This is a genomic window from Phytopseudomonas seleniipraecipitans (genome assembly GCF_900102335.1).
Lineage (GTDB): Bacteria > Pseudomonadota > Gammaproteobacteria > Pseudomonadales > Pseudomonadaceae > Aquipseudomonas > Aquipseudomonas seleniipraecipitans.
The window spans coordinates 403,674-423,272 of the sequence record NZ_FNBM01000002.1 but is presented as its reverse complement, the minus strand read 5'-3'; the positions used below and the strand labels follow the sequence as shown (position 1 = coordinate 423,272).

Annotated in this window: 17 protein-coding genes and 1 other RNA gene; all 18 read left to right on the top strand. The window is 61.5% G+C overall.

Annotated elements, in window-relative coordinates; genetic code table 11:
* The first annotated feature begins 65 nt into the window (after positions 1 to 65).
* The gene (gene rsmI / locus BLS60_RS06765) at positions 66 to 938 is read left to right on the top strand and encodes a 16S rRNA (cytidine(1402)-2'-O)-methyltransferase (protein WP_070882086.1); all 873 of its coding nucleotides are present in this window, start codon (positions 66 to 68) and stop codon (positions 936 to 938) included.
* A gap of 41 nt (positions 939 to 979) precedes the next feature.
* Positions 980 to 1,337, top strand: an RNA gene (gene rnpB, locus BLS60_RS06760) — RNase P RNA component class A.
* 300 nt (positions 1,338 to 1,637) lie between these two features.
* The gene (gene mraZ, locus BLS60_RS06755; RefSeq protein ID WP_013792660.1) at positions 1,638 to 2,093 is read left to right on the top strand and encodes a division/cell wall cluster transcriptional repressor MraZ; all 456 of its coding nucleotides are present in this window, start codon (positions 1,638 to 1,640) and stop codon (positions 2,091 to 2,093) included.
* A 2-nt stretch (positions 2,094 to 2,095) separates the two neighbouring features.
* Positions 2,096 to 3,037, top strand: coding sequence for a 16S rRNA (cytosine(1402)-N(4))-methyltransferase RsmH (gene rsmH, locus BLS60_RS06750; protein ID WP_092366173.1), 942 nt, complete (start codon positions 2,096 to 2,098; stop codon positions 3,035 to 3,037).
* The gene (gene ftsL, locus BLS60_RS06745; RefSeq protein ID WP_070882088.1) at positions 3,034 to 3,327 is read left to right on the top strand and encodes a cell division protein FtsL; all 294 of its coding nucleotides are present in this window, start codon (positions 3,034 to 3,036) and stop codon (positions 3,325 to 3,327) included. The genes rsmH and ftsL overlap by 4 nt, the downstream gene beginning before the upstream one ends.
* Positions 3,327 to 5,066, top strand: a complete 1,740-nt coding sequence (locus BLS60_RS06740; protein ID WP_092366170.1) for a peptidoglycan D,D-transpeptidase FtsI family protein — start codon at positions 3,327 to 3,329, stop codon at positions 5,064 to 5,066. The genes ftsL and BLS60_RS06740 overlap by 1 nt, the downstream gene beginning before the upstream one ends.
* Positions 5,066 to 6,529 (top strand): UDP-N-acetylmuramoyl-L-alanyl-D-glutamate--2,6-diaminopimelate ligase, encoded by a 1,464-nt coding sequence (locus BLS60_RS06735; RefSeq protein ID WP_092366167.1) that lies wholly within the window; start codon positions 5,066 to 5,068, stop codon positions 6,527 to 6,529. The genes BLS60_RS06740 and BLS60_RS06735 overlap by 1 nt, the downstream gene beginning before the upstream one ends.
* Positions 6,522 to 7,901, top strand: a complete 1,380-nt coding sequence (locus BLS60_RS06730; protein WP_092366164.1) for a UDP-N-acetylmuramoyl-tripeptide--D-alanyl-D-alanine ligase — start codon at positions 6,522 to 6,524, stop codon at positions 7,899 to 7,901. The genes BLS60_RS06735 and BLS60_RS06730 overlap by 8 nt, the downstream gene beginning before the upstream one ends.
* Positions 7,902 to 8,984, top strand: a complete 1,083-nt coding sequence (gene mraY / locus BLS60_RS06725; protein ID WP_070882092.1) for a phospho-N-acetylmuramoyl-pentapeptide-transferase — start codon at positions 7,902 to 7,904, stop codon at positions 8,982 to 8,984.
* A gap of 7 nt (positions 8,985 to 8,991) precedes the next feature.
* Positions 8,992 to 10,338 carry a UDP-N-acetylmuramoyl-L-alanine--D-glutamate ligase gene (murD, locus tag BLS60_RS06720; RefSeq protein WP_092366161.1) on the top strand — a complete coding sequence of 449 codons (1,347 nt, stop codon included), beginning with the start codon at positions 8,992 to 8,994 and terminating at the stop codon, positions 10,336 to 10,338.
* A complete protein-coding gene (gene ftsW / locus BLS60_RS06715) occupies positions 10,338 to 11,564 on the top strand; it encodes a putative lipid II flippase FtsW (protein WP_092366158.1) in 1,227 nt (408 codons plus the stop codon). Before murD ends, ftsW begins: the two co-directional genes overlap by 1 nt.
* Complete coding sequence (murG, locus tag BLS60_RS06710) at positions 11,554 to 12,624, top strand: undecaprenyldiphospho-muramoylpentapeptide beta-N-acetylglucosaminyltransferase (protein WP_092366155.1); 1,071 nt, start codon at positions 11,554 to 11,556, stop codon at positions 12,622 to 12,624. The genes ftsW and murG overlap by 11 nt, the downstream gene beginning before the upstream one ends.
* Positions 12,617 to 14,065 (top strand): UDP-N-acetylmuramate--L-alanine ligase, encoded by a 1,449-nt coding sequence (gene murC, locus BLS60_RS06705; protein WP_083328683.1) that lies wholly within the window; start codon positions 12,617 to 12,619, stop codon positions 14,063 to 14,065. The genes murG and murC overlap by 8 nt, the downstream gene beginning before the upstream one ends.
* Positions 14,062 to 15,012 (top strand): D-alanine--D-alanine ligase, encoded by a 951-nt coding sequence (locus BLS60_RS06700; protein ID WP_092366152.1) that lies wholly within the window; start codon positions 14,062 to 14,064, stop codon positions 15,010 to 15,012. The genes murC and BLS60_RS06700 overlap by 4 nt, the downstream gene beginning before the upstream one ends.
* A complete protein-coding gene (locus BLS60_RS06695) occupies positions 15,012 to 15,872 on the top strand; it encodes a cell division protein FtsQ/DivIB (RefSeq protein ID WP_092366149.1) in 861 nt (286 codons plus the stop codon). The genes BLS60_RS06700 and BLS60_RS06695 overlap by 1 nt, the downstream gene beginning before the upstream one ends.
* 22 nt (positions 15,873 to 15,894) lie before the next feature.
* Positions 15,895 to 17,142 carry a cell division protein FtsA gene (gene ftsA / locus BLS60_RS06690; protein ID WP_070882099.1) on the top strand — a complete coding sequence of 416 codons (1,248 nt, stop codon included), beginning with the start codon at positions 15,895 to 15,897 and terminating at the stop codon, positions 17,140 to 17,142.
* A 79-nt stretch (positions 17,143 to 17,221) separates the two neighbouring features.
* On the top strand, positions 17,222 to 18,412 hold the full coding sequence (gene ftsZ, locus BLS60_RS06685; RefSeq protein WP_070882100.1) for a cell division protein FtsZ: 1,191 nt from the start codon (positions 17,222 to 17,224) through the stop codon (positions 18,410 to 18,412).
* 112 nt (positions 18,413 to 18,524) lie between these two features.
* Positions 18,525 to 19,436, top strand: a complete 912-nt coding sequence (gene lpxC, locus BLS60_RS06680; protein ID WP_070882101.1) for a UDP-3-O-acyl-N-acetylglucosamine deacetylase — start codon at positions 18,525 to 18,527, stop codon at positions 19,434 to 19,436.
* The last annotated feature ends 163 nt before the right edge of the window (positions 19,437 to 19,599 follow it).

The following is a 19,599-nucleotide window of genomic DNA, read 5'->3' as shown; positions in this document are numbered from 1 at the left end:
TGCGCCGCCTCCGGCGTGCTGCACGCGTTACAATGGCCGCTCTGTAATCGACATGAGGCGCCGCCGTGACTGCTAGTGAAGTTCCCCTTTCTGCCACGGGCACCTTGTTTGTGGTGGCGACGCCAATTGGTAATCTCGATGACCTCAGTGCGCGTGCCTTGAAGGTGTTGAGCAGTGTCGCGCTGATTGCAGCCGAGGACACCCGGCATTCGGCGCGGCTGATGCAGCACTTCGGTATCGGTACACAGCTGGCGGCCTGCCATGAGCATAACGAGCGCGACGGCAGTAGTCGTTTTCTCGAGCGTTTGCGGGCCGGCGACGATGTCGCGCTGATTTCAGATGCGGGCACGCCGCTGATTTCCGACCCTGGCTATCATCTGGTGCGCCAGGCGCGCGCTGCCGGTCTTCGCGTGGTGCCGGTGCCGGGTGCGTGTGCGTTGATCGCCGCGTTGTCGGCTGCCGGATTGCCTTCCGATCGGTTCGTCTTCGAAGGCTTTTTGCCGGCGAAGAGCGTGGGGCGACGCACGCGTCTGGAAGCCGTGCGTGAAGAGCCGCGTACGTTGATCTTCTATGAAGCACCGCACCGTATCCTCGAATGCCTGCAGGACATGCGTGACGTGTTCGGCGGCGAGCGCCAGGCGTTGCTGGCGCGTGAGCTGACCAAAACGTTCGAGACCCTGCAAGGGCTGCCACTCGATCAGTTATGCGAGTGGGTAGCGGCGGACGCCAACCAGCAGCGCGGTGAGTGTGTGGTGCTGGTGGCAGGCTGGCAGGCGCCCGAGGACGAAGCCGCGGTAAGCGTCGAGGCAATGCGTGTACTCGACCTGTTGCTTGCCGAGTTGCCACTCAAGCGGGCGGCTGCGCTGGCCGCGCAGATTACCGGGGTGCGCAAAAACCTGCTCTACCAAGCCGCGTTAGAGCGTCAGCAGGACGTTTAAACTTGTTCTCTCTGTACGCCAGCGGTTAACCTAGTCGGCGGAGAGTCGATCGGACAGTCGCTGCCGTGCTTCGTTCGCGAGGTATGGGGGAGGAAAGTCCGGGCTCCATAGGGCGGAGTGCCAGGTAATGCCTGGGGGGCGTGAGCCTACGGAAAGTGCCACAGAAAATAACCGCCTAAGCGCTTCGGCGCCGGTAAGGGTGAAAAGGTGCGGTAAGAGCGCACCGCACGGCTGGTAACAGTCCGTGGCTAGGCAAACCCCACTCGGAGCAAGACCAAATAGGGTTCCATTGGCGTGGCCCGCGCTGGAACCGGGTAGGTTGCTAAAGACGTACAGTGATGTCCGTCGTAGAGGAATGACTGTCCTCGACAGAACCCGGCTTACAGATCGACTCTCCACCTCTTTCGCTTTCTGCTGCACCTCCTCATTTCTAAGACCGAAAAAATCTTACTCTTCACAAACTACATTAAGTTTGTGAGGCAGCTTTCTGTATGTGCTTGTTTTTACCCCTCCGATTGCATCTGGGCCTCTGTCCCACTCTCTTCTTTATTCGCTAAATCTCCGTTCTATAAGGACTTTTCCGCTCTGGCGTGCCTTGACGGTGGGGTGTGGGCGTTCCTATAGTGTGCCCCGGTGGTGAAAAGTGGCATGAAGTGGGTTTTTTTGGATGCAGATGGCTAATTAAGGGGAAGCGCAACAGTGTTTCGCGGAGCTAACGCCATAAGTCTCGACGCCAAAGGGCGACTCGCGATGCCTAGCCGGTATCGGGATGAGCTCGTGTCGCGTTCGGCTGGCCAGCTCATCGTCACCATTGATGCCATTGACCCTTGCCTGTGTGTCTACCCGCTGCCGGAGTGGGAAATCATCGAAAACAAGCTGCGCGAGTTGGCGTCCTTTCGCGAGGAAAACCGTCGCTTGCAGCGTTTGTTGATTGGTAATGCCGTCGATCTCGAGCTGGACGGTAGTGGTCGTTTCCTGGTTCCGCCGCGTTTGCGCGAGTACGCCAAGCTGGATAAGCGCGCGATGTTGGTGGGGCAGCTAAACAAATTTCAACTGTGGGATGAGGATTCCTGGAATGCCGTGGCTGATGCCGATCTGGCCGCCATCAAGCAACCGGGCGCTCTTTCCGATGACCTACGTGACCTGATTCTGTGAACATGACCAGTACCTTCCGCCATATCACCGTGCTGCTCGAGGAGGCCGTCGAAGGCCTCTCGCCGCGCGCAGATGGCTGCTACGTGGACGGTACCTTTGGACGAGGAGGGCACAGTCGGCTGATTCTGGAGCGGCTCGGGCCAGGCGGTCGCTTGCTGGGGTTCGACAAGGACCCTCTCGCAATTGCGACTGGACATACGCTAGCGGCCGAAGACGGCCGCTTTGTCGTTGTGCAGAGAAGCTTTGCGGAACTTGCTGATGAGCTTGCTGTCCGCCAGCTTTCCGGTCAGGTCAGCGGCGTGCTGCTGGACCTGGGTGTGTCGTCTCCGCAGCTGGATGACGCCGAGCGCGGCTTCAGCTTCCTCAACGATGGTCCGCTGGATATGCGCATGGACCCGACGCGTGGCGTCAGTGCCGCGCAGTTCATCGCCACTGCTGCCGAAGAAGAAATCGCCCGTGTGTTCAAGGAATACGGCGAAGAGCGTTTTGCTCGGCGTATGGCGCGGGCCGTGGTGATGCGCCGCGTCGAGCAGCCGTTCGAACGTACCGCCGATCTGGCTCAGGTGCTGACCGTCGCCAATCCCGCCTGGGAAAAAGGCAAGAATCCGGCAACTCGCGCCTTTCAGGGGCTGCGCATTCACGTCAACAACGAGCTGGGTGATCTGGAGCGTGGCCTCGATGCTGCGCTGGAGAACCTGGAGGTCGGTGGTCGCCTGGTAGTAATCAGCTTCCATTCGCTGGAAGACCGTATCGTCAAGCTGTTCATGCGCAAGCACGCCAAAGGCGAGATGGACAAGCTGCCGCGTGATCTGCCGATTATCCCCAAGGCTTTCGAGCCGCGTCTGAAATTGATCGGCAAGCCGCAATTCGCCTCCGAAGCCGAGTTGAAGGCCAATCCTCGCTCGCGTAGCGCTGTCATGCGTGTCGCGGAGAAGTTGCGATGAGCGGCGTACTCGCCAAGCGCTTTCCCAAGGGCAGCCTGCTGATGCTGGTGCTGTTCATTGCCGTGCTCGGCTCGGCACTGGCGGTGTCTTACAGCGCCCACTGGAATCGCCAATTGCTCAACGGCCTTTATGCCGAGCTGAGCGTACGTGACAAGGCGCAGGCCGAGTGGGGTCGGCTGATCCTCGAACAAAGCACCTGGACCGCTCACAATCGTATTGAAACCCTGGCCAGCGAACAGCTGAAGATGCGCATTCCCGATGCCGCCGAAGTGCGCATGGTGGCGCCATGATGAAGCTGGAGGGTGCGCTCTATCCGTGGCGTTTTCGCCTGGTCATGCTGTTGCTGGCACTGATGGTGGCAGCAATTGCTGCGCGCATCGTCGAGTTGCACGTGTTCGACCATGACTTCCTGCAAGCGCATGGCGACGCGCGCAGCGTCAGGCATATCCCTATTCCGGCGCACCGTGGCCTGATCACCGACCGTAATGGCGAGCCGCTGGCTGTCAGCACCCCGGTCACCACGTTGTGGGCCAATGGCAAGGAACTGCAAGCCGGCAAGGCGCAATGGCCGGTGCTCGCAGCGGCACTCGGGCAGGAACCGAATGCCTTCGCCAAGCGCCTGCAGGCCAATGCCGAGCGTGAGTTCATGTATCTGGTGCGTGGTCTGACGCCCGAGCAAGGCCAGCGCGTACTCGATCTCAAGGTGCCGGGCGTTTACCCGATCGAAGAATTCCGGCGCTTTTACCCCGCTGGTGAAGTGACTGCCCACATGGTCGGCTTTACCGATATCGACGACCGCGGCCGTGAAGGCGTCGAGCTGGCGTTCGAGGATTGGCTGGCTGGCGTACCGGGCAAGCGTCAGGTGCTCAAGGATCGCCGTGGCCGGCTGATTCGCGATGTGCAGGTCACCCAGAACGCCAAGGCCGGCAAGGCGCTGGCGCTGTCTATCGATTTGCGTCTGCAATACCTGGCGCACCGCGAGCTGCGCAATGCGCTGGTCGAATTCGGCGCCAAGGCCGGCAGCCTGGTGATGGTCGATGTGAAAACCGGCGAAATTCTCGCCATGGTCAACCAGCCTACTTACAACCCGAACAATCGCCGCAACCTGCAACCGGCTGCCATGCGCAACCGCGCGATGATCGACGTGTTCGAGCCTGGTTCGACCATGAAACCGTTCTCCATGAGCGCCGCGCTGGAAACCGGGCGCTGGAAGCCTACCGACAAGGTGGATGTGCAAGGCGGTACGCTGCAAATCGGTCGCTATACCATCAAGGACGTCTCGCGTGCCCCGGACGGCGTGCTCGACCTGACCGGCATCCTCATCAAGTCCAGTAACGTCGGCATGAGTAAAGTCGCTTTCGATATTGGCGGCGCTGCCATTTATGACGTGATGCAGCAGGTCGGCCTCGGCCAGGATACCGGCCTTAGCTTCCCAGGTGAGCGCGTTGGCAATCTGCCCAACCACCGCGAGTGGCGTAAAGCCGAAACAGCCACGCTTTCTTACGGCTATGGCCTCTCCGTCACCGCTGTGCAATTGGCGCATGCCTATGCCGTTCTCGGTAATGGCGGGCGCAGCGTGCCGATGTCGCTGACCCGTACCGACCGCATACGCGACGGCGTGCAGGTAATTCCCGAAGATGTTGCCCACACCATCCAGGGCATGCTGCAGCAAGTTATCGAAGCGCCAGGTGGCGTTTATCGCGCTCAGGTGCCGGGTTATCACGTGGCCGGCAAAAGCGGCACGGCCCGTAAGACATCGGCTGGAACCAAGGGTTACCAGGCCAACGCCTACCGGTCTCTGTTCGCGGGTTTCGCACCGTCGACCAATCCACGTATTGCAATTGCCGTGGTGATCGATGAGCCAAGCAAGAGCGGTTACTACGGCGGCCTGGTATCGGCGCCGGTGTTCAGCCGCGTGATGGCCGGCGGTCTGCGCCTGATGAACATTACCCCGGACAACCTGCCCGAGGCCGCTGCGGTAAAAGCCGAGGCGCCTGCTGCGCCCGCTAATAGTGGAGGGCGCGGCTGATGCCCATGCCATTGAATCAACTGTTGCCGCAGGCAAACAGCGGCGTACTTATTCGCGAACTGACTCTTGATAGCCGTCAGGTTCGCCCTGGCGATCTGTTTTTGGCGGTGCCCGGCACTCGCCAGGATGGTCGTGTGCACATTGCTGATGCCATCTCCCGCGGCGCTGCTGCAGTGGCTTACGAGATCGACGGTTCGCTACCGATGACCGCCGAGAGCGCCGAACTGGTCGCCATCAAAGGGCTGGCCGGGCAACTGTCGGCAATCGCCGGGCGCTTCTACGGCGAGCCGAGCCGCGGCCTGCACATGGTCGGCATCACCGGCACCAACGGCAAAACCAGCGTCAGCCAGTTGCTGGCTCAGGCGCTGGATCTGCTTGGCGAGCCGTGCGGCATCGTCGGCACGCTTGGCAACGGCTTTTATGGCTCCCTGGCCCAGGGTTTGCACACCACGCCGGATCCGATCGGCGTGCAGGCGACCCTCGCAGGACTGAAGAAGAGCGGTGCGCGAGCCATTGCCATGGAGGTGTCATCCCATGGTCTGCATCAGGGGCGTGTCGCAGCGCTGGATTTCGACGTGGCGGTATTCACCAACCTGTCGCGCGATCACCTGGATTATCACGGTTCGATGGATGCATATCAGGCTGCCAAGTCGGCGCTGTTCGCCTGGCCGAGCCTGCGTAGCCGTGTCATCAATCTGGACGATGCCGTGGGACAGAGGCTGGCCGAGGACGAGCGCGAGTCGCGCCTGATCGGTTACAGCCTGGAAAACCAGGGCGCCTACCTGTTTTGCCGCGACATTCGTTTCGATGATCAGGGCGTACGCGCCACCCTGGTGACGCCGCGTGGCGAAGGCAGCCTGCGCAGTTCGCTGCTGGGTCGCTTCAACCTCAGCAACCTGCTGGCAGTGGTGGGTGCGCTGGTGGCCATGGACTATCCGCTCGACGAAATTCTCAAGGTATTGCCGCGTCTGCAGGGGCCGGTTGGGCGTATGCAGCGCCTGGGTGGCGAGCAGGCGCCGTTGGTAGTGGTCGATTACGCCCACACTCCCGATGCGCTGGAAAAAGTACTCGGCGCCTTGCGTCCGCACGTAACCGGCCGCTTGCTGTGCCTGTTCGGCTGTGGCGGTGATCGTGATCGCGGTAAGCGCCCGCTGATGGCCGAAGTGGTTGAGCGCCTCGCTGATGTCGCTCTGGTCACCGATGACAACCCGCGTAGCGAGCCTCCTGCGCAGATTTTCGATGACATTCGCAGCGGTTTCCGCGCCGCGGATCAGGTGCGTTTCGTTCACGGTCGTGGCCGCGCCATCGCTGAGCTGATTGGCGAGTCCCAGGTCGGCGACGTAGTGGTGTTGGCCGGCAAGGGCCACGAGGACTATCAGGAAGTCGACGGGGTACGCCAGCCGTTCTCCGACCTGCAGGAAGCCGCCCGCGCATTGGCGGCATGGGAGGCAGCCCATGCTTAAGGCATTGCGTTTGAGCGAAGTGGCCGGGCCGCTGAATGGCCGTCTGGTCGGCGAAGATTGCTCGTTCGATGCCGTCAGCACCGACAGCCGCAGTATCGTACCCGGGCAACTGTTTATTGCCCTGAGCGGCCCGCGGTTCGACGGCCACGATTACCTTGCTCAGGTCTCCGCCAAAGGTGCAGTCGCGGCTCTGGTCGAGCGCGAAGTGGCCGATGTCGGGCTGCCACAACTGGTAGTCGGCAACGCTGCCCTGGCGCTCGGCCAACTGGCTGCCCTGAATCGCCAAGCCTACGGTGGCCCGTTGGCGGCGGTGACCGGCTCCAGCGGCAAGACCACGGTCAAGGAGATGCTTGCGGCCATCCTGCGCGCCGCGTTCATGGAGCTCGGCGGCACTGTGCTCGCGACACGCGGCAACCTGAATAATCAGCTCGGCGTGCCGTTGACATTGTTGGAGTTAGCACCCGAACACAAAGGCGCAGTGATCGAGCTCGGGGCTTCCGGTATTGGCGAGATCGCCTACACCGTCGGCCTGACCAAGCCCCATGTGGCCATCATCACCAATGCGGGTAGCGCCCATGTCGGCGAATTCGGCGGCCCTGAGAATATCGTCCTGGCAAAGGGCGAGATCCTCGAAGGCTTGAGTGACGGCGGCGTCGCCGTGCTCAATCGTGATGACGTGGCCTTCGAGCGCTGGGTCCAGCGTGCCGCCGGCCGTCGCGTACTGAGTTTTGCGCTGCGTGATGCCTGCGCTGATTTCCATGCCAACGAATTGAGTCGCGACCCGCGCGGCTGCCCGGCCTTCACGCTGTATTGCCATGACGGCCAGGCCCGTATCCAGCTCAATCTGCTGGGCGAACACAATGTCGCCAATGCCCTGGCTGCCGCGGCTGCCGCCTATGCGCTGTCGGTACCTCTGGTGGCAATCAAGAACGGCCTGGAAAGCCTGTTGCCGGTGAAGGGCCGCGCGGTTGCGCAACTTGCCCGCAACGGTGCACGGGTAATCGACGATACCTACAACGCCAACCCGGCTTCGATCTGCGCCGCCATCGACATTCTCACCGGCTTTTCCGGCCGCAAGGTGTTGGTGCTGGGTGACATCGGTGAACTGGGCGCCTGGTCGGAGCAGGGCCACCGTCAGGTTGGCGAATACGCCATCGGCAAAGTGGATGCGTTCTACGCCGTTGGCCCACAAATGAAACATGCCGTGCAGGCTTATGGCAGCGAAGGTCGACACTTTGCCGATCAGGCCGCGTTGATCGATGCGGTACGCGCCGAATCCGGCGATAGCACCATTCTAATTAAAGGTTCACGCAGCGCCGCGATGGAAAACGTCGTCGTCGCATTGTGTGGCGATTGTGGGGAGAGTCACTAAATGCTGCTGCTGCTGGCAGAGTATCTGCAACAGTTCCATAAAGGCTTCGCGGTCTTTCAGTACCTGACGCTACGCGGGATTCTTGGCGTGCTGACGGCGCTGGCGCTGGCGCTGTTCCTGGGCCCCTGGATGATCCGTACTCTGCAGATCCGGCAGATCGGTCAGGCCGTGCGCAACGACGGACCGCAGTCGCACCTGTCGAAAAAGGGCACGCCGACCATGGGCGGTGCGCTGATCCTTTCGGCAATCGCGGTTAGCACCCTGCTGTGGGCAGACCTGAGCAATCGCTATGTATGGACCGTATTGATCGTCACTCTGCTGTTCGGCGCCATTGGTTGGGTCGATGACTACCGCAAGGTGATCGAAAAGGACTCGCGTGGCCTGCCGAGCCGCTGGAAGTACTTCTGGCAATCGGTGTTTGGCCTTGGCGCGGCGATCTTCCTTTATATGACTGCGCAGACACCGGTCGAAACCACCTTGATCGTGCCGTTGCTCAAGGATGTGAGCATCCCGCTGGGTATCGGTTTCGTGGTGCTGACCTATTTCGTCATCGTCGGATCAAGCAACGCCGTGAACCTGACTGATGGCCTCGACGGCTTGGCCATTCTGCCAACCGTGATGGTCGGCGGCGCTCTGGGTATTTTCTGCTACCTGTCAGGCAACGTGAATTTTTCCGAGTACCTGCTTATTCCCTATGTGCCGGGCGCAGGCGAGTTGATCGTGTTCTGCGGCGCGTTGATTGGTGCCGGCCTGGGTTTTCTATGGTTCAACACCTATCCGGCTCAAGTGTTCATGGGCGATGTCGGTGCGCTCGCGCTGGGTGCTGCGCTGGGCACTATCGCAGTGATCGTGCGGCAGGAAATCGTGCTGTTCATCATGGGCGGCGTGTTCGTCATGGAAACCCTGTCGGTGATCATCCAAGTCGCCAGCTTCAAGCTGACCGGCAAGCGCGTGTTCCGCATGGCACCGATTCACCACCATTTCGAGTTGAAGGGTTGGCCCGAGCCACGGGTCATCGTTCGTTTCTGGATCATCACCGTCATTCTGGTGTTGATCGGCCTCGCTACTTTGAAACTGCGTTGAGGACAGCATGAGCCTGATCGCTTCCGACCAATTCCGCATCGTTGTCGGCCTCGGCAAGAGCGGCATGTCCCTGGTGCGCTACCTGGCGCGCCAGGGCGTGCGCTTTGCCGTGGTCGACACCCGTGCAAATCCGCCGGAGCTGAGCACGTTGCGTGAACAGTTCCCGCAGGTCGAAGTGCGTTGCGGTGAGCTGGATGCAGAGTTCCTCGGTCGCGCCAGCGAGCTGCTGATCAGCCCCGGGTTGGCCGTGGCCACGCCTGCCTTGCAGGAAGCGGCGCAGCGTGGCGCCAAGTTGTCCGGCGATATCGACCTGTTCGCCCGCGCGGCGAAGGCGCCGATCATTGCCATCACCGGTTCCAACGCCAAGAGCACCGTAACGACTCTGGTCGGTGAGATGGCGGCTGCTGCCGGTCGCAATGTCGCCGTGGGCGGCAATCTCGGCACGCCGGCACTCGACCTGCTCGCCGATGACGTCGAGCTGTATGTCATCGAGCTGTCCAGCTTCCAGCTTGAGACCACTGAACTGCTCAACGCTGAAGTGGCCACTTGCCTGAATGTCAGCGAAGATCACATGGACCGTTACGCCGATCTGCCGGCCTATCACCTGGCCAAGCACCGTGTGTTTCGCGGCGCGCGTCAGGTGGTAGTGAATCGTGACGATCCGCTTTCGCGGCCGATGATTGCCGACCAAGTCCCGTGCTGGAGCTTCGGCCTCGGCAAGCCGGACTTCAAACGCTTCGGCCTGCTCGAAGAGAACGGTGAGAAGTGCCTGGCGTATCAATTCGAAGCCTTGCTGCCGGTGCGTGAATTGAAGGTGCGCGGTGCCCACAATTACTCCAATGCCCTCGCGGCCTTGGCGCTTGGTCAAGCGGTAGGCTTGCCGATGGCAGCCATGCTCGACACCCTCAAAGGCTTCACCGGCCTGCCGCACCGCTGCCAGTGGGTTGGCGAGCGCGCCGGCGTGAGCTACTACGACGACTCCAAGGCCACCAATGTCGGCGCCGCTCTGGCAGCCATTGAAGGCTTGGGCGAGGACATTGCCGGCAAGCTGGTGCTAATTGCTGGCGGCGACGGCAAGGGCGCTGACTTCTCCAGCCTGCGCAAGCCGGTAGCCGCTCAATGCCGCACCGTGGTGCTGCTTGGTCGTGATGCCGACAAGCTGGCCGCAGTGCTGGGCGGCGCGGTCGACATCGTCCGAGTCGACAGTCTGCAAGCTGCCGTCGAGCAGGCCGCCTCCATCGCCCAGCCAGGCGATGCGGTGCTGCTGTCGCCCGCCTGTGCAAGCCTCGATATGTTCAAGAACTTCGAAGAACGCGGGCGCCTGTTCGCCCAGGCCGTGGAGGCGCTCGTCTGATGCTGTCCTTCCTGCGCCCTTATCCGTCCCCGCTGTTCAGCCGTCGTGGCCTGGACATGGACTTCCCCATGCTTGCCGGCTGCCTCGCGCTGCTGGGCCTGGGGCTGGTGATGATCTCCTCGGCATCCACCGAAGTCGCCGCTGTGAATACCGGCAGCCCGCTTTACTACATGATCCGTCACCTGGTGTATCTGGTGATTGGTATCGGCGCAGCGGGCGTAGTACTGATGGTGCCGCTGGCCACTTGGCAGCGCCACAGCTGGTTGCTGCTGCTGATCGCCATCGCCCTGCTGGTGATGGTGCTGGTGCCTGGTATTGGCCGCGAAGTGAACGGCGCCCGGCGCTGGATCGGCTTCGGCGCCTTCAACATTCAGCCCTCGGAAATCGCCAAGGTGTTCGTGGTGCTTTACCTCGCGGGTTATCTGGTGCGTCGCCAGGAAGAAGTGCGTGAGAGCTGGGCTGGGTTCTTCAAACCGTTCGTGGTGTTGCTGCCGATGGCCTTCCTGCTGCTGCTGGAGCCGGACTTCGGTGCCACCGTGGTGATGATGGGCGCGGCCATGGCCATGTTGTTCCTCGGCGGGGTCGGCCTGTTCCGGTTCTCGCTGATGGTGGCTCTGGCCGTGGGCGCGGTGTTCGTGCTGGTACAGACCCAGGAGTACCGCCTGCAGCGTCTGATCACCTTTACCGATCCGTGGGCCGACCAGTACGGTTCCGGCTACCAGCTGACCCAGGCATTGATCGCCTTCGGTCGCGGCGAGTGGCTGGGCGTCGGCCTGGGCAACAGTATTCAAAAGCAGTTTTACCTGCCGGAAGCGCACACCGATTTCGTGTTCTCCGTATTGGCCGAAGAACTCGGCCTGGTCGGCGCGCTGCTGACCGTCGCGCTGTTCGTGTTCGTCAGCGTACGAGCGCTGTACATCGGCATGTGGGCAGAACGCGCCAAGCAGTTCTTCTCCGCTTACGTAGCGTTCGGCCTGGCCTTCCTGTGGATCGGCCAGTTCCTGATCAATATTGGCGTGAACATCGGCCTGTTGCCGACCAAAGGGTTGACCTTGCCTTTCCTCAGCTACGGCGGCAGCTCGCTGGTGATCTGCTGTGTGAGCTTGGCACTGCTGCTGCGCATCGAGTGGGAAACGCGCAATCAGCTGGGCAATGAAGACGTCGAATTCGCCGAATCGGATTTCCCTGAGCCCGCAGTTGGCAAGGAGGCGCAGCATGTCCGGTAATGTGCTGATCATGGCAGGCGGCACGGGCGGCCACGTATTCCCGGCCCTGGCTTGCGCGCGCGAGTTCCAGGCCCGCGGCTACCGTGTGCACTGGCTGGGCACGCCGCGCGGCATCGAGAACGAACTGGTGCCAGCCGCCGGACTGCCGCTGCACCTGATCAACGTCAGCGGCCTGCGCGGCAAAAGCAAGCTGTCGCTGCTCAAGGCACCGTTGCAGCTGCTCAAGGCGCTGTTACAGGCTCGCAAGGTGGTGCGTGAACTGCAGCCGGTCTGCGTGCTCGGCATGGGCGGTTACGTCACCGGCCCGGGCGGCCTGGCTGCACGACTGGCTGGTGTGCCGCTGATCATTCATGAACAGAATGCAGTGGCCGGTACCGCCAATCGCAGTCTGGTGGCATTCGCCAGCCGGGTCTGCGAGGCTTTCCCCGATACCTTCGCGGCGTCGGACAAGCGTCGCACTACGGGCAACCCGGTGCGCGAAGAGCTGTTCCTGGAAACGCCTCGCGATACGTTGACCGGTCGTCGCCCGCACCTGCTGATTCTAGGCGGTAGCTTGGGCGCCGAACCGCTGAACAAACTGCTGCCAGAGGCGCTGGCGCAGGTGTCCGCCGAGCTGCGGCCTGAAGTCTTTCACCAGGCCGGCAAGCAACACGCCACGGTGACCGGCGAACGTTACACCGCTGTGGGCGTCGAAGCGCAAGTCGCACCGTTCATCAGCGACATGGCCCGCGCTTACGCCTGGGCCGACCTGGTGGTCTGCCGCTCCGGCGCGTTGACCGTCAGTGAACTGGCTGCTGCCGGCCTGCCGGCTTTCCTGGTGCCGTTGCCCCACGCGATCGACGATCACCAGACGCACAATGCCAGCTATCTCGCGAAAGACGGTGCTGCCGTCCTTCTGCCCCAACGCTCCACTGACGCTGCCGATCTTGCAGCGCAGCTGACCGAGGTCTTGATGCACCCCGAACGACTCAAAGAAATGGCCAGCACGGCACGTCGCCTGGCCAAGCCCGATGCCACCCGTAGTGTTGTAAATGTCTGCCTGGAGGTGGCCCGTGGCTAAATCTCCCGCAGCGGTCAAGGCAGAAGTGCGGCGCATGCGCCGTATCCGCCGTATCCATTTCGTCGGTATTGGCGGCGCTGGCATGTGCGGCATCGCTGAAGTGTTGCTGAACCTCGGTTATGAAGTCTCGGGTTCGGACCTGAAGACTTCTTCGGTTACCGAGCGCCTGGAAAACTTCGGCGCGCACATCTTCATCGGCCACCGTGCCGAGAACGCCGAGAGTGCCGATGTGCTGGTGGTGTCCAGTGCCATCAATACGTCCAACCCGGAAGTGGCCACCGCCCTTGAGCGGCGCATTCCGGTGGTGCCGCGTGCCGAAATGCTTGCCGAGCTGATGCGCTACCGGCACGGCATCGCAGTGGCCGGCACCCACGGCAAGACCACCACCACCAGCTTGCTGGCCTCGGTTTTCGCTGCCGGCGGTCTGGATCCGACCTTCGTGATTGGCGGGCGCCTGAACGCTGCCGGTACCAATGCGCAGCTCGGCACCAGCCGCTACCTGATCGCCGAAGCCGACGAGAGCGACGCCAGCTTCCTGCACCTGCAGCCCATGGTTTCGGTGGTCACCAACATCGACATGGACCACATGAGCACCTATGAAGGCGACTTCAACAAGTTGAAGAAAACCTTCATCGAGTTCCTTCACAACCTGCCGTTCTACGGCCTGGCCGTGGTCTGCGTGGACGATCCGGTGGTGCGTGAAATTCTGTCTCAGGTCGGCCGCCCGACTGTGACCTACGGCTTCAGCGAAGACGCCGACGTGCGCGCCATCAATGTGCGTCAACAGGGCATGCAGACCTTCTTTACGGTGCTGCGCCCGGACTGCGAGCCGCTCGACGTGTCGGTGAACATGCCGGGCAATCACAACGTGCTCAATGCGTTGGCAACTATCTGCATCGCTACCGACGAAGGCATCAGCGATGACGCCATCCTTCAGGGGCTGTCGCAGTTCCAGGGTGTCGGCCGTCGCTTTCAGGTGTATGGCGAGCTGCCGGTCGAGGGCGGTGAAGTGATGCTGGTGGACGATTACGGCCATCACCCGCGCGAAGTCGCAGCAGTGATCAAGGCCGTGCGCGGCGGTTGGCCGGAGCGCCGCCTGGTGATGGTCTATCAGCCGCATCGCTTTAGCCGCACCCGTGATCTGTACGACGATTTCGTTCAGGTGCTGGCCGATGCCAACGTGCTGCTGCTGATGGAAGTCTACCCGGCCGGCGAGGAGCCGATTCCCGGTGCCGATAGCCGCCAGCTGTGCCACAGCATTCGCCAGCGCGGTCAGCTGGATCCTATTTATGTCGAACGTGGTGCCGAGCTGGCGCCGCTGATCAAACCGCTGCTGCGTGCCGGCGACATCCTGCTTTGTCAGGGTGCTGGCGACATCGGCGGGGTGGCCCCACAACTGCTGCAAAGCCCGCTGTTCAGCGTGCAAGGTCAAGGGAAATGAGTGCCGAAACCCTGAAATCTCAACTGCCGGTCGCAGCGTTCGGCCGAGTGGCCGTGCTGTTCGGCGGCAAGAGCGCCGAGCGCGAGGTGTCGCTGAAGTCCGGCAATGCCGTGTTGTCCGCGCTGCAGGGCGCTGGCGTGGATGCCTTCGGTATCGACGTGGGCGACGATTTCCTTGCGCGCCTGCTCAACGAGAAGATCGACCGGGCGTTTATCGTGCTGCATGGCCGTGGTGGCGAAGACGGCAGCATGCAGGGCTTGCTCGAGTGCGCCGGCATTCCCTACACCGGCAGCGGCATCCTGGCCTCGGCACTGGCAATGGACAAACTGCGTACCAAGCAGGTCTGGCAGAGCCTTGGGCTTTCCACGCCGCGTCACGCCGTACTGGCCAGCGCCGACGATTGCCGTCGTGCAGCTACCGAGCTGGGCTTCCCGTTGATCGTCAAGCCGGCCCATGAAGGTTCGAGCATTGGCATGGCCAAGGTCGCCGATGTCGATGCACTGATCGCTGCCTGGCAGGATGCCGCCGTGTATGACAGCCAGGTGCTGGTCGAGCAATGGATCCACGGGCCGGAGTTCACCATCGCCATGCTGCGCGGCGAGGTGTTGCCGCCGATCGCGTTGGGCACGACGCACAGCTTCTACGATTACGATGCCAAGTACCTGGCCAATGACACCCAATACCGCGTTCCCTGCGGCCTTGACGCAGACAAAGAGGCCGAACTGAAGGCCCTGACTGCCAAAGCCTGTGAAGCCGTTGGCACCCAGGGTTGGGCGCGCGCCGACGTGATGCAGGATGGCGAAGGGCGTTTCTGGCTGCTTGAAGTGAACACAGTACCCGGCATGACCGACCACAGTCTCGTGCCAATGGCCGCGCAGGCTGCGGGTCTGGATTTTCAGCAGTTGGTGTTGGCGATTCTGGCCGATAGCGTCGAGGCCCGGGGGTAATCATGAGCGCCGTCTTGCGTCATCAGCCAGGTACAACGCGTGCGCCCATGCGCGGCAAGGCTGTGCCGCGCGGCGCCAGCCGTATGGTGGCGAAAGAGCCAATCAGCCTGCGTCTGCCACGGCCCAATTTCAGCCTGTTGAAGCGCGTGACCTGGCCACTGCTGTTGCTGGTATTGGGTTTTGGGGCGTACGAGCTGTCGCTGCGCCTGCTGCCTTATGCGGATCGACCGATCGCCAAGATCAGCGTGGAAGGTGATCTCAGCTATATCAGCCAGCAATCGGTGCAACAACGCATTGAACCTTTTGTCAGTGCGAGCTTCTTCAGTGTCGACCTTGTCGGTATGCGTCACGAACTGGAACAGATGCCCTGGATCGCGCACGCCGAAGTACGCCGCGTATGGCCTGACCAGGTGATGGTGCGTCTGGAAGAGCAACTGCCGATTGCCCGCTGGGGTGATGAGGCACTGCTCAACAACCAGGGACAGGCATTCGCACCCAAAGAGCTGGCGCATTACGAGAATTTGCCACAGTTGTACGGCCCGAAGCGGGCTCAGCAACAAGTCATGCAGCAGTATCAGGTGCTGAGCCAGATGCTGCGACCAATGGGATTCACCGTGGCACGCCTGGAGTTGCGTGAGCGCGGCAGCTGGTTCCTGTCCACCGGGCAGGGCATCGAAGTGCTGCTGGGGCGCGACCATCTGGTGGAAAAAATACGTCGTTTCGGCGCCATCTACAGCAAGGCGCTGAAGGATCAGAAAGACAATATCGCGCGGATCGATCTGCGCTACGCCAACGGCCTCGCCGTGGCGTGGCACGAGCCGCCGGCACCCGTAGCGGTTGACCCCGCTGCGGTGCAGTGAATCAGGAGAGAAGGCAAGACTCATGGCAAATGTGCAGAGCGGCAAGATGATCGTCGGCCTCGATATCGGCACCTCCAAGGTGGTGGCGTTGGTGGGCGAAGTGACGGCTGATGGTCAGCTGGAAATCGTCGGCATCGGTACTCACCCATCGCGCGGCCTGAAGAAAGGCGTGGTGGTCAATATCGAGTCCACGGTGGCCTCTATCCAACGCGCGGTCGAAGAGGCCCAGCTGATGGCGGGCTGCCGTATTCACTCGGCCTTCGTCGGCGTGGCCGGCAATCACATCCGCAGCCTGAACAGCCATGGCATCGTCGCTATTCGCGACCGCGAGGTCAGCAATGCCGATCTGGAGCGCGTCCTCGACGCTGCTCAGGCCGTGGCCATTCCGGCTGACCAGCGCGTGCTGCATACCCTGCCGCAGGATTACGTGATCGATAACCAGGAAGGTGTTCGCGAGCCCCTGGGCATGTCCGGCGTGCGCCTGGAAGCCAAGGTGCACGTAGTTACTTGTGCGGTGAACGCTGCGCAGAACATCGAGAAATGCGTACGCCGTTGTGGCCTGGAAGTCGATGACATCATCCTCGAGCAGCTGGCCTCCGCGTATGCAGTGCTGACCGACGATGAGAAGGAACTGGGTGTTTGCCTGGTCGACATCGGTGGCGGCACCACCGACATCTGCATCTTCACCGAAGGTGCGATCCGTCACACCGCGGTGATCCCGATTGCTGGCGACCAAGTCACCAACGACATCGCCATGGCGCTGCGGACTCCGACCCAGTACGCCGAAGAGATCAAGATCCGTTACGCCTGCGCCCTGGCCAAGTTGGCCGGTGCCGGCGAAACCATCAAGGTGCCGAGCGTCGGCGATCGTCCGCCGCGCGATCTGTCGCGCCAGTCCCTGGCCGAAGTGGTCGAGCCGCGTTACGACGAGCTGTTCACCCTGATCCAGGCTGAGCTGCGTCGCAGTGGCTACGAAGACCTGATTCCTGCCGGCATTGTCATGACCGGTGGTACGGCGAAGATGGAAGGTGCCATAGAACTGGCCGAAGAAATCTTCCATATGCCGGTGCGTCTCGGCATGCCGCACAGCGTCAAAGGCCTCAGTGACGTGGTGCGCAACCCTATCTATTCGACAGGCGTTGGCCTGTTGATGTACGGCCTGCGCAAGCAGTCCGACGACATCCCGATGCCCGGCAACGGTGGCTACGGCGATGAAACGAAAACCCCCGTACTGGAGCGGCTGAAACGCTGGATCCAGGGCAATTTCTAATGTTGGGCGGCGCGTGCACGGGCGTGTGCAGCGCTATCAGCAGTAGGCGTTAAAAACTAGAAAGTACAGGAGAGAGACCATGTTTGAACTCGTAGACAACCTTCCGCAGAGCGCGGTCATCAAGGTCATCGGCGTCGGTGGTGGTGGCGGTAACGCTGTCAATCACATGGCCAAGAGCAACATCGAAGGCGTTGAGTTCATCTGCGCCAACACCGATGCTCAGGCACTGAAGAACATCGGCGCACGCACCGTTCTGCAGCTCGGTACCGGCGTGACCAAGGGCCTTGGCGCTGGCGCCAATCCGGAAGTCGGCCGTCAGGCCGCGCTGGAAGACCGTGAGCGCATCGCCGAAGTGCTGCAGGGTTGCGACATGGTGTTCATTACTACCGGCATGGGCGGCGGTACCGGTACCGGTGCTGCGCCAGTGATCGCCGAAGTGGCCAAGGAAATGGGCATCCTCACCGTTGCGGTGGTGACCCGTCCGTTCCCGTTCGAAGGCCGCAAGCGTATGCAGATCGCCGATGAAGGCATCCGCGCGCTGCAGGAAAGCGTCGACTCGCTGATCACCATCCCCAACGAAAAACTGCTGACCATCCTCGGCAAGGATGCCAGCCTGCTGTCCGCCTTCTCCAAGGCCGACGACGTGCTGTCCGGCGCTGTCCGTGGCATCTCCGACATCATCAAGCGTCCGGGCATGATCAACGTCGACTTCGCCGACGTGAAAACCGTCATGAGCGAAATGGGCATGGCCATGATGGGTACCGGCTGCGCCAGCGGTCCTAACCGTGCGCGTGAAGCCACCGAAGCGGCGATCCGCAACCCGCTGCTCGAAGACGTCAACCTGCAGGGCGCTCGCGGTATTCTGGTGAACATCACCGCCGGTCCGGACCTGTCCCTGGGTGAGTACTCCGATGTAGGTAACATCATCGAACAGTTTGCCTCCGAGCACGCGACCGTGAAAGTCGGCACCGTGATTGACCCGGATATGCGTGACGAGCTGCACGTGACCGTTGTTGCCACCGGCCTGGGTGCGCGCATGGAGAAGCCGGTCAAGGTCATTGATAACACCGTTCAAGTGGCTGCTGCGCAGTCCACAACGCCTGCAGCTGCACCGGCTCGCAGCGAGCAGAACGTCAATTACAAAGATTATGAGCGCCCAACTGTGCAGCGTCAGAGCCACGGCAGCGCTGCCACTGCGGCGAAGATGAATCCTCAGGATGACCTGGATTATCTGGATATTCCTGCGTTCCTGCGTCGTCAGGCGGATTGATGAAATCTATCAGGAGCATAAGGGTGATTGGTGTTCAGCAAAGGTCGGTTCTGCTATCATCGCCAGCCTTTGTTGAAAACAATTCGCACCTAGCGCAATAGCGGCCAGACCCATGATCAGACAACGCACCCTGAAGAACATCATCCGCGCCACGGGTATCGGCCTGCACTCCGGGGAGAAGGTTTACCTGACCCTGAAGCCGGCCCCGGTGGACACCGGCATCGTGTTCCGTCGCACCGACCTCGACCCTGTTGTAGAGGTCAAGGGCCACGCATTGAACGTCGGTGAAACCACCATGTCGACCACGTTGGTCAATGGTGATGTCAAGGTGGATACGGTAGAGCACCTGCTTTCGGCCATGGCTGGCCTGGGCATCGATAACGCCTACGTCGAGCTCTCTGCCTGTGAAGTGCCGATCATGGACGGCAGTGCCGGGCCTTTTGTTTTCCTGATTCAATCGGCTGGACTGCAAGAGCAGGACGCGCCCAAGAAGTTCATCCGCATCACCCGTGAAGTGACCGTGACGGACGGCGACAAGCGCGCCACGTTCGTTCCGTTCGAAGGCTTCAAGGTGAGCTTCGAGATTGATTTCGATCACCCGGTGTTCCATGACCGTACCAAGACCGCGAGTGTGGATTTCTCCAGCACCTCGTTCGTCAAGGAAGTCAGCCGTGCCCGCACATTCGGTTTCATGCGTGATATCGAATTCCTGCGCTCGCACAACCTGGCTCGCGGCGGCAGTGTGGACAACGCCATCGTGGTGGACGAATTCGGTGTGCTCAACGAAGACGGCCTGCGTTACGAGGACGAATTCGTCAGGCACAAGATTCTCGATGCCATTGGTGACCTTTATCTGCTCGGTAACAGCCTGATCGGCGAGTTCCGCGGCTACAAATCCGGCCATGGCCTGAACAACCGTCTGTTGCGTGCACTGATTGCACAGCCGGATGCTTGGGAAGTGGTCACATTCGAAGACGCCGATACTGCACCGATTTCTTACATGCGCCCAGCTGCAGCAATGTAAGACACTCTCCTTGCTTTATCTTTAAGGCCACCTCCGGGTGGTCTTTTTTATTGCCCGCGTTTTTCACCGCGCAGGCGGGTGCGGGTTGGAGTGCAAGGTTGCCCAGACGATGGAGTTGGCGTTAGGTGGCAGTTTTCCGGCTACCTCGAGTTGCTCGGCTAAC

Bases quoted from the DNA above. Each gene is read 5' to 3' on its own strand.
- murG (WP_092366155.1), top strand. From the start codon at position 11,554: ATGTCCGGTAATGTGCTGATCATGGCAGGCGGCACGGGCGGCCACGTA.
- BLS60_RS06735 (WP_092366167.1), top strand. From the start codon at position 5,066: ATGCCCATGCCATTGAATCAACTGTTGCCGCAGGCAAACAGCGGCGTA.
- ftsW (WP_092366158.1), top strand. From the start codon at position 10,338: ATGCTGTCCTTCCTGCGCCCTTATCCGTCCCCGCTGTTCAGCCGTCGT.
- BLS60_RS06740 (WP_092366170.1), top strand. From the start codon at position 3,327: ATGAAGCTGGAGGGTGCGCTCTATCCGTGGCGTTTTCGCCTGGTCATG.
- ftsA (WP_070882099.1), top strand. From the start codon at position 15,895: ATGGCAAATGTGCAGAGCGGCAAGATGATCGTCGGCCTCGATATCGGC.
- BLS60_RS06700 (WP_092366152.1), top strand. From the start codon at position 14,062: ATGAGTGCCGAAACCCTGAAATCTCAACTGCCGGTCGCAGCGTTCGGC.
- murD (WP_092366161.1), top strand. From the start codon at position 8,992: ATGAGCCTGATCGCTTCCGACCAATTCCGCATCGTTGTCGGCCTCGGC.
- rsmH (WP_092366173.1), top strand. From the start codon at position 2,096: ATGACCAGTACCTTCCGCCATATCACCGTGCTGCTCGAGGAGGCCGTC.
- ftsL (WP_070882088.1), top strand. From the start codon at position 3,034: ATGAGCGGCGTACTCGCCAAGCGCTTTCCCAAGGGCAGCCTGCTGATG.
- mraY (WP_070882092.1), top strand. From the start codon at position 7,902: ATGCTGCTGCTGCTGGCAGAGTATCTGCAACAGTTCCATAAAGGCTTC.
- BLS60_RS06730 (WP_092366164.1), top strand. From the start codon at position 6,522: ATGCTTAAGGCATTGCGTTTGAGCGAAGTGGCCGGGCCGCTGAATGGC.
- lpxC (WP_070882101.1), top strand. From the start codon at position 18,525: ATGATCAGACAACGCACCCTGAAGAACATCATCCGCGCCACGGGTATC.
- ftsZ (WP_070882100.1), top strand. From the start codon at position 17,222: ATGTTTGAACTCGTAGACAACCTTCCGCAGAGCGCGGTCATCAAGGTC.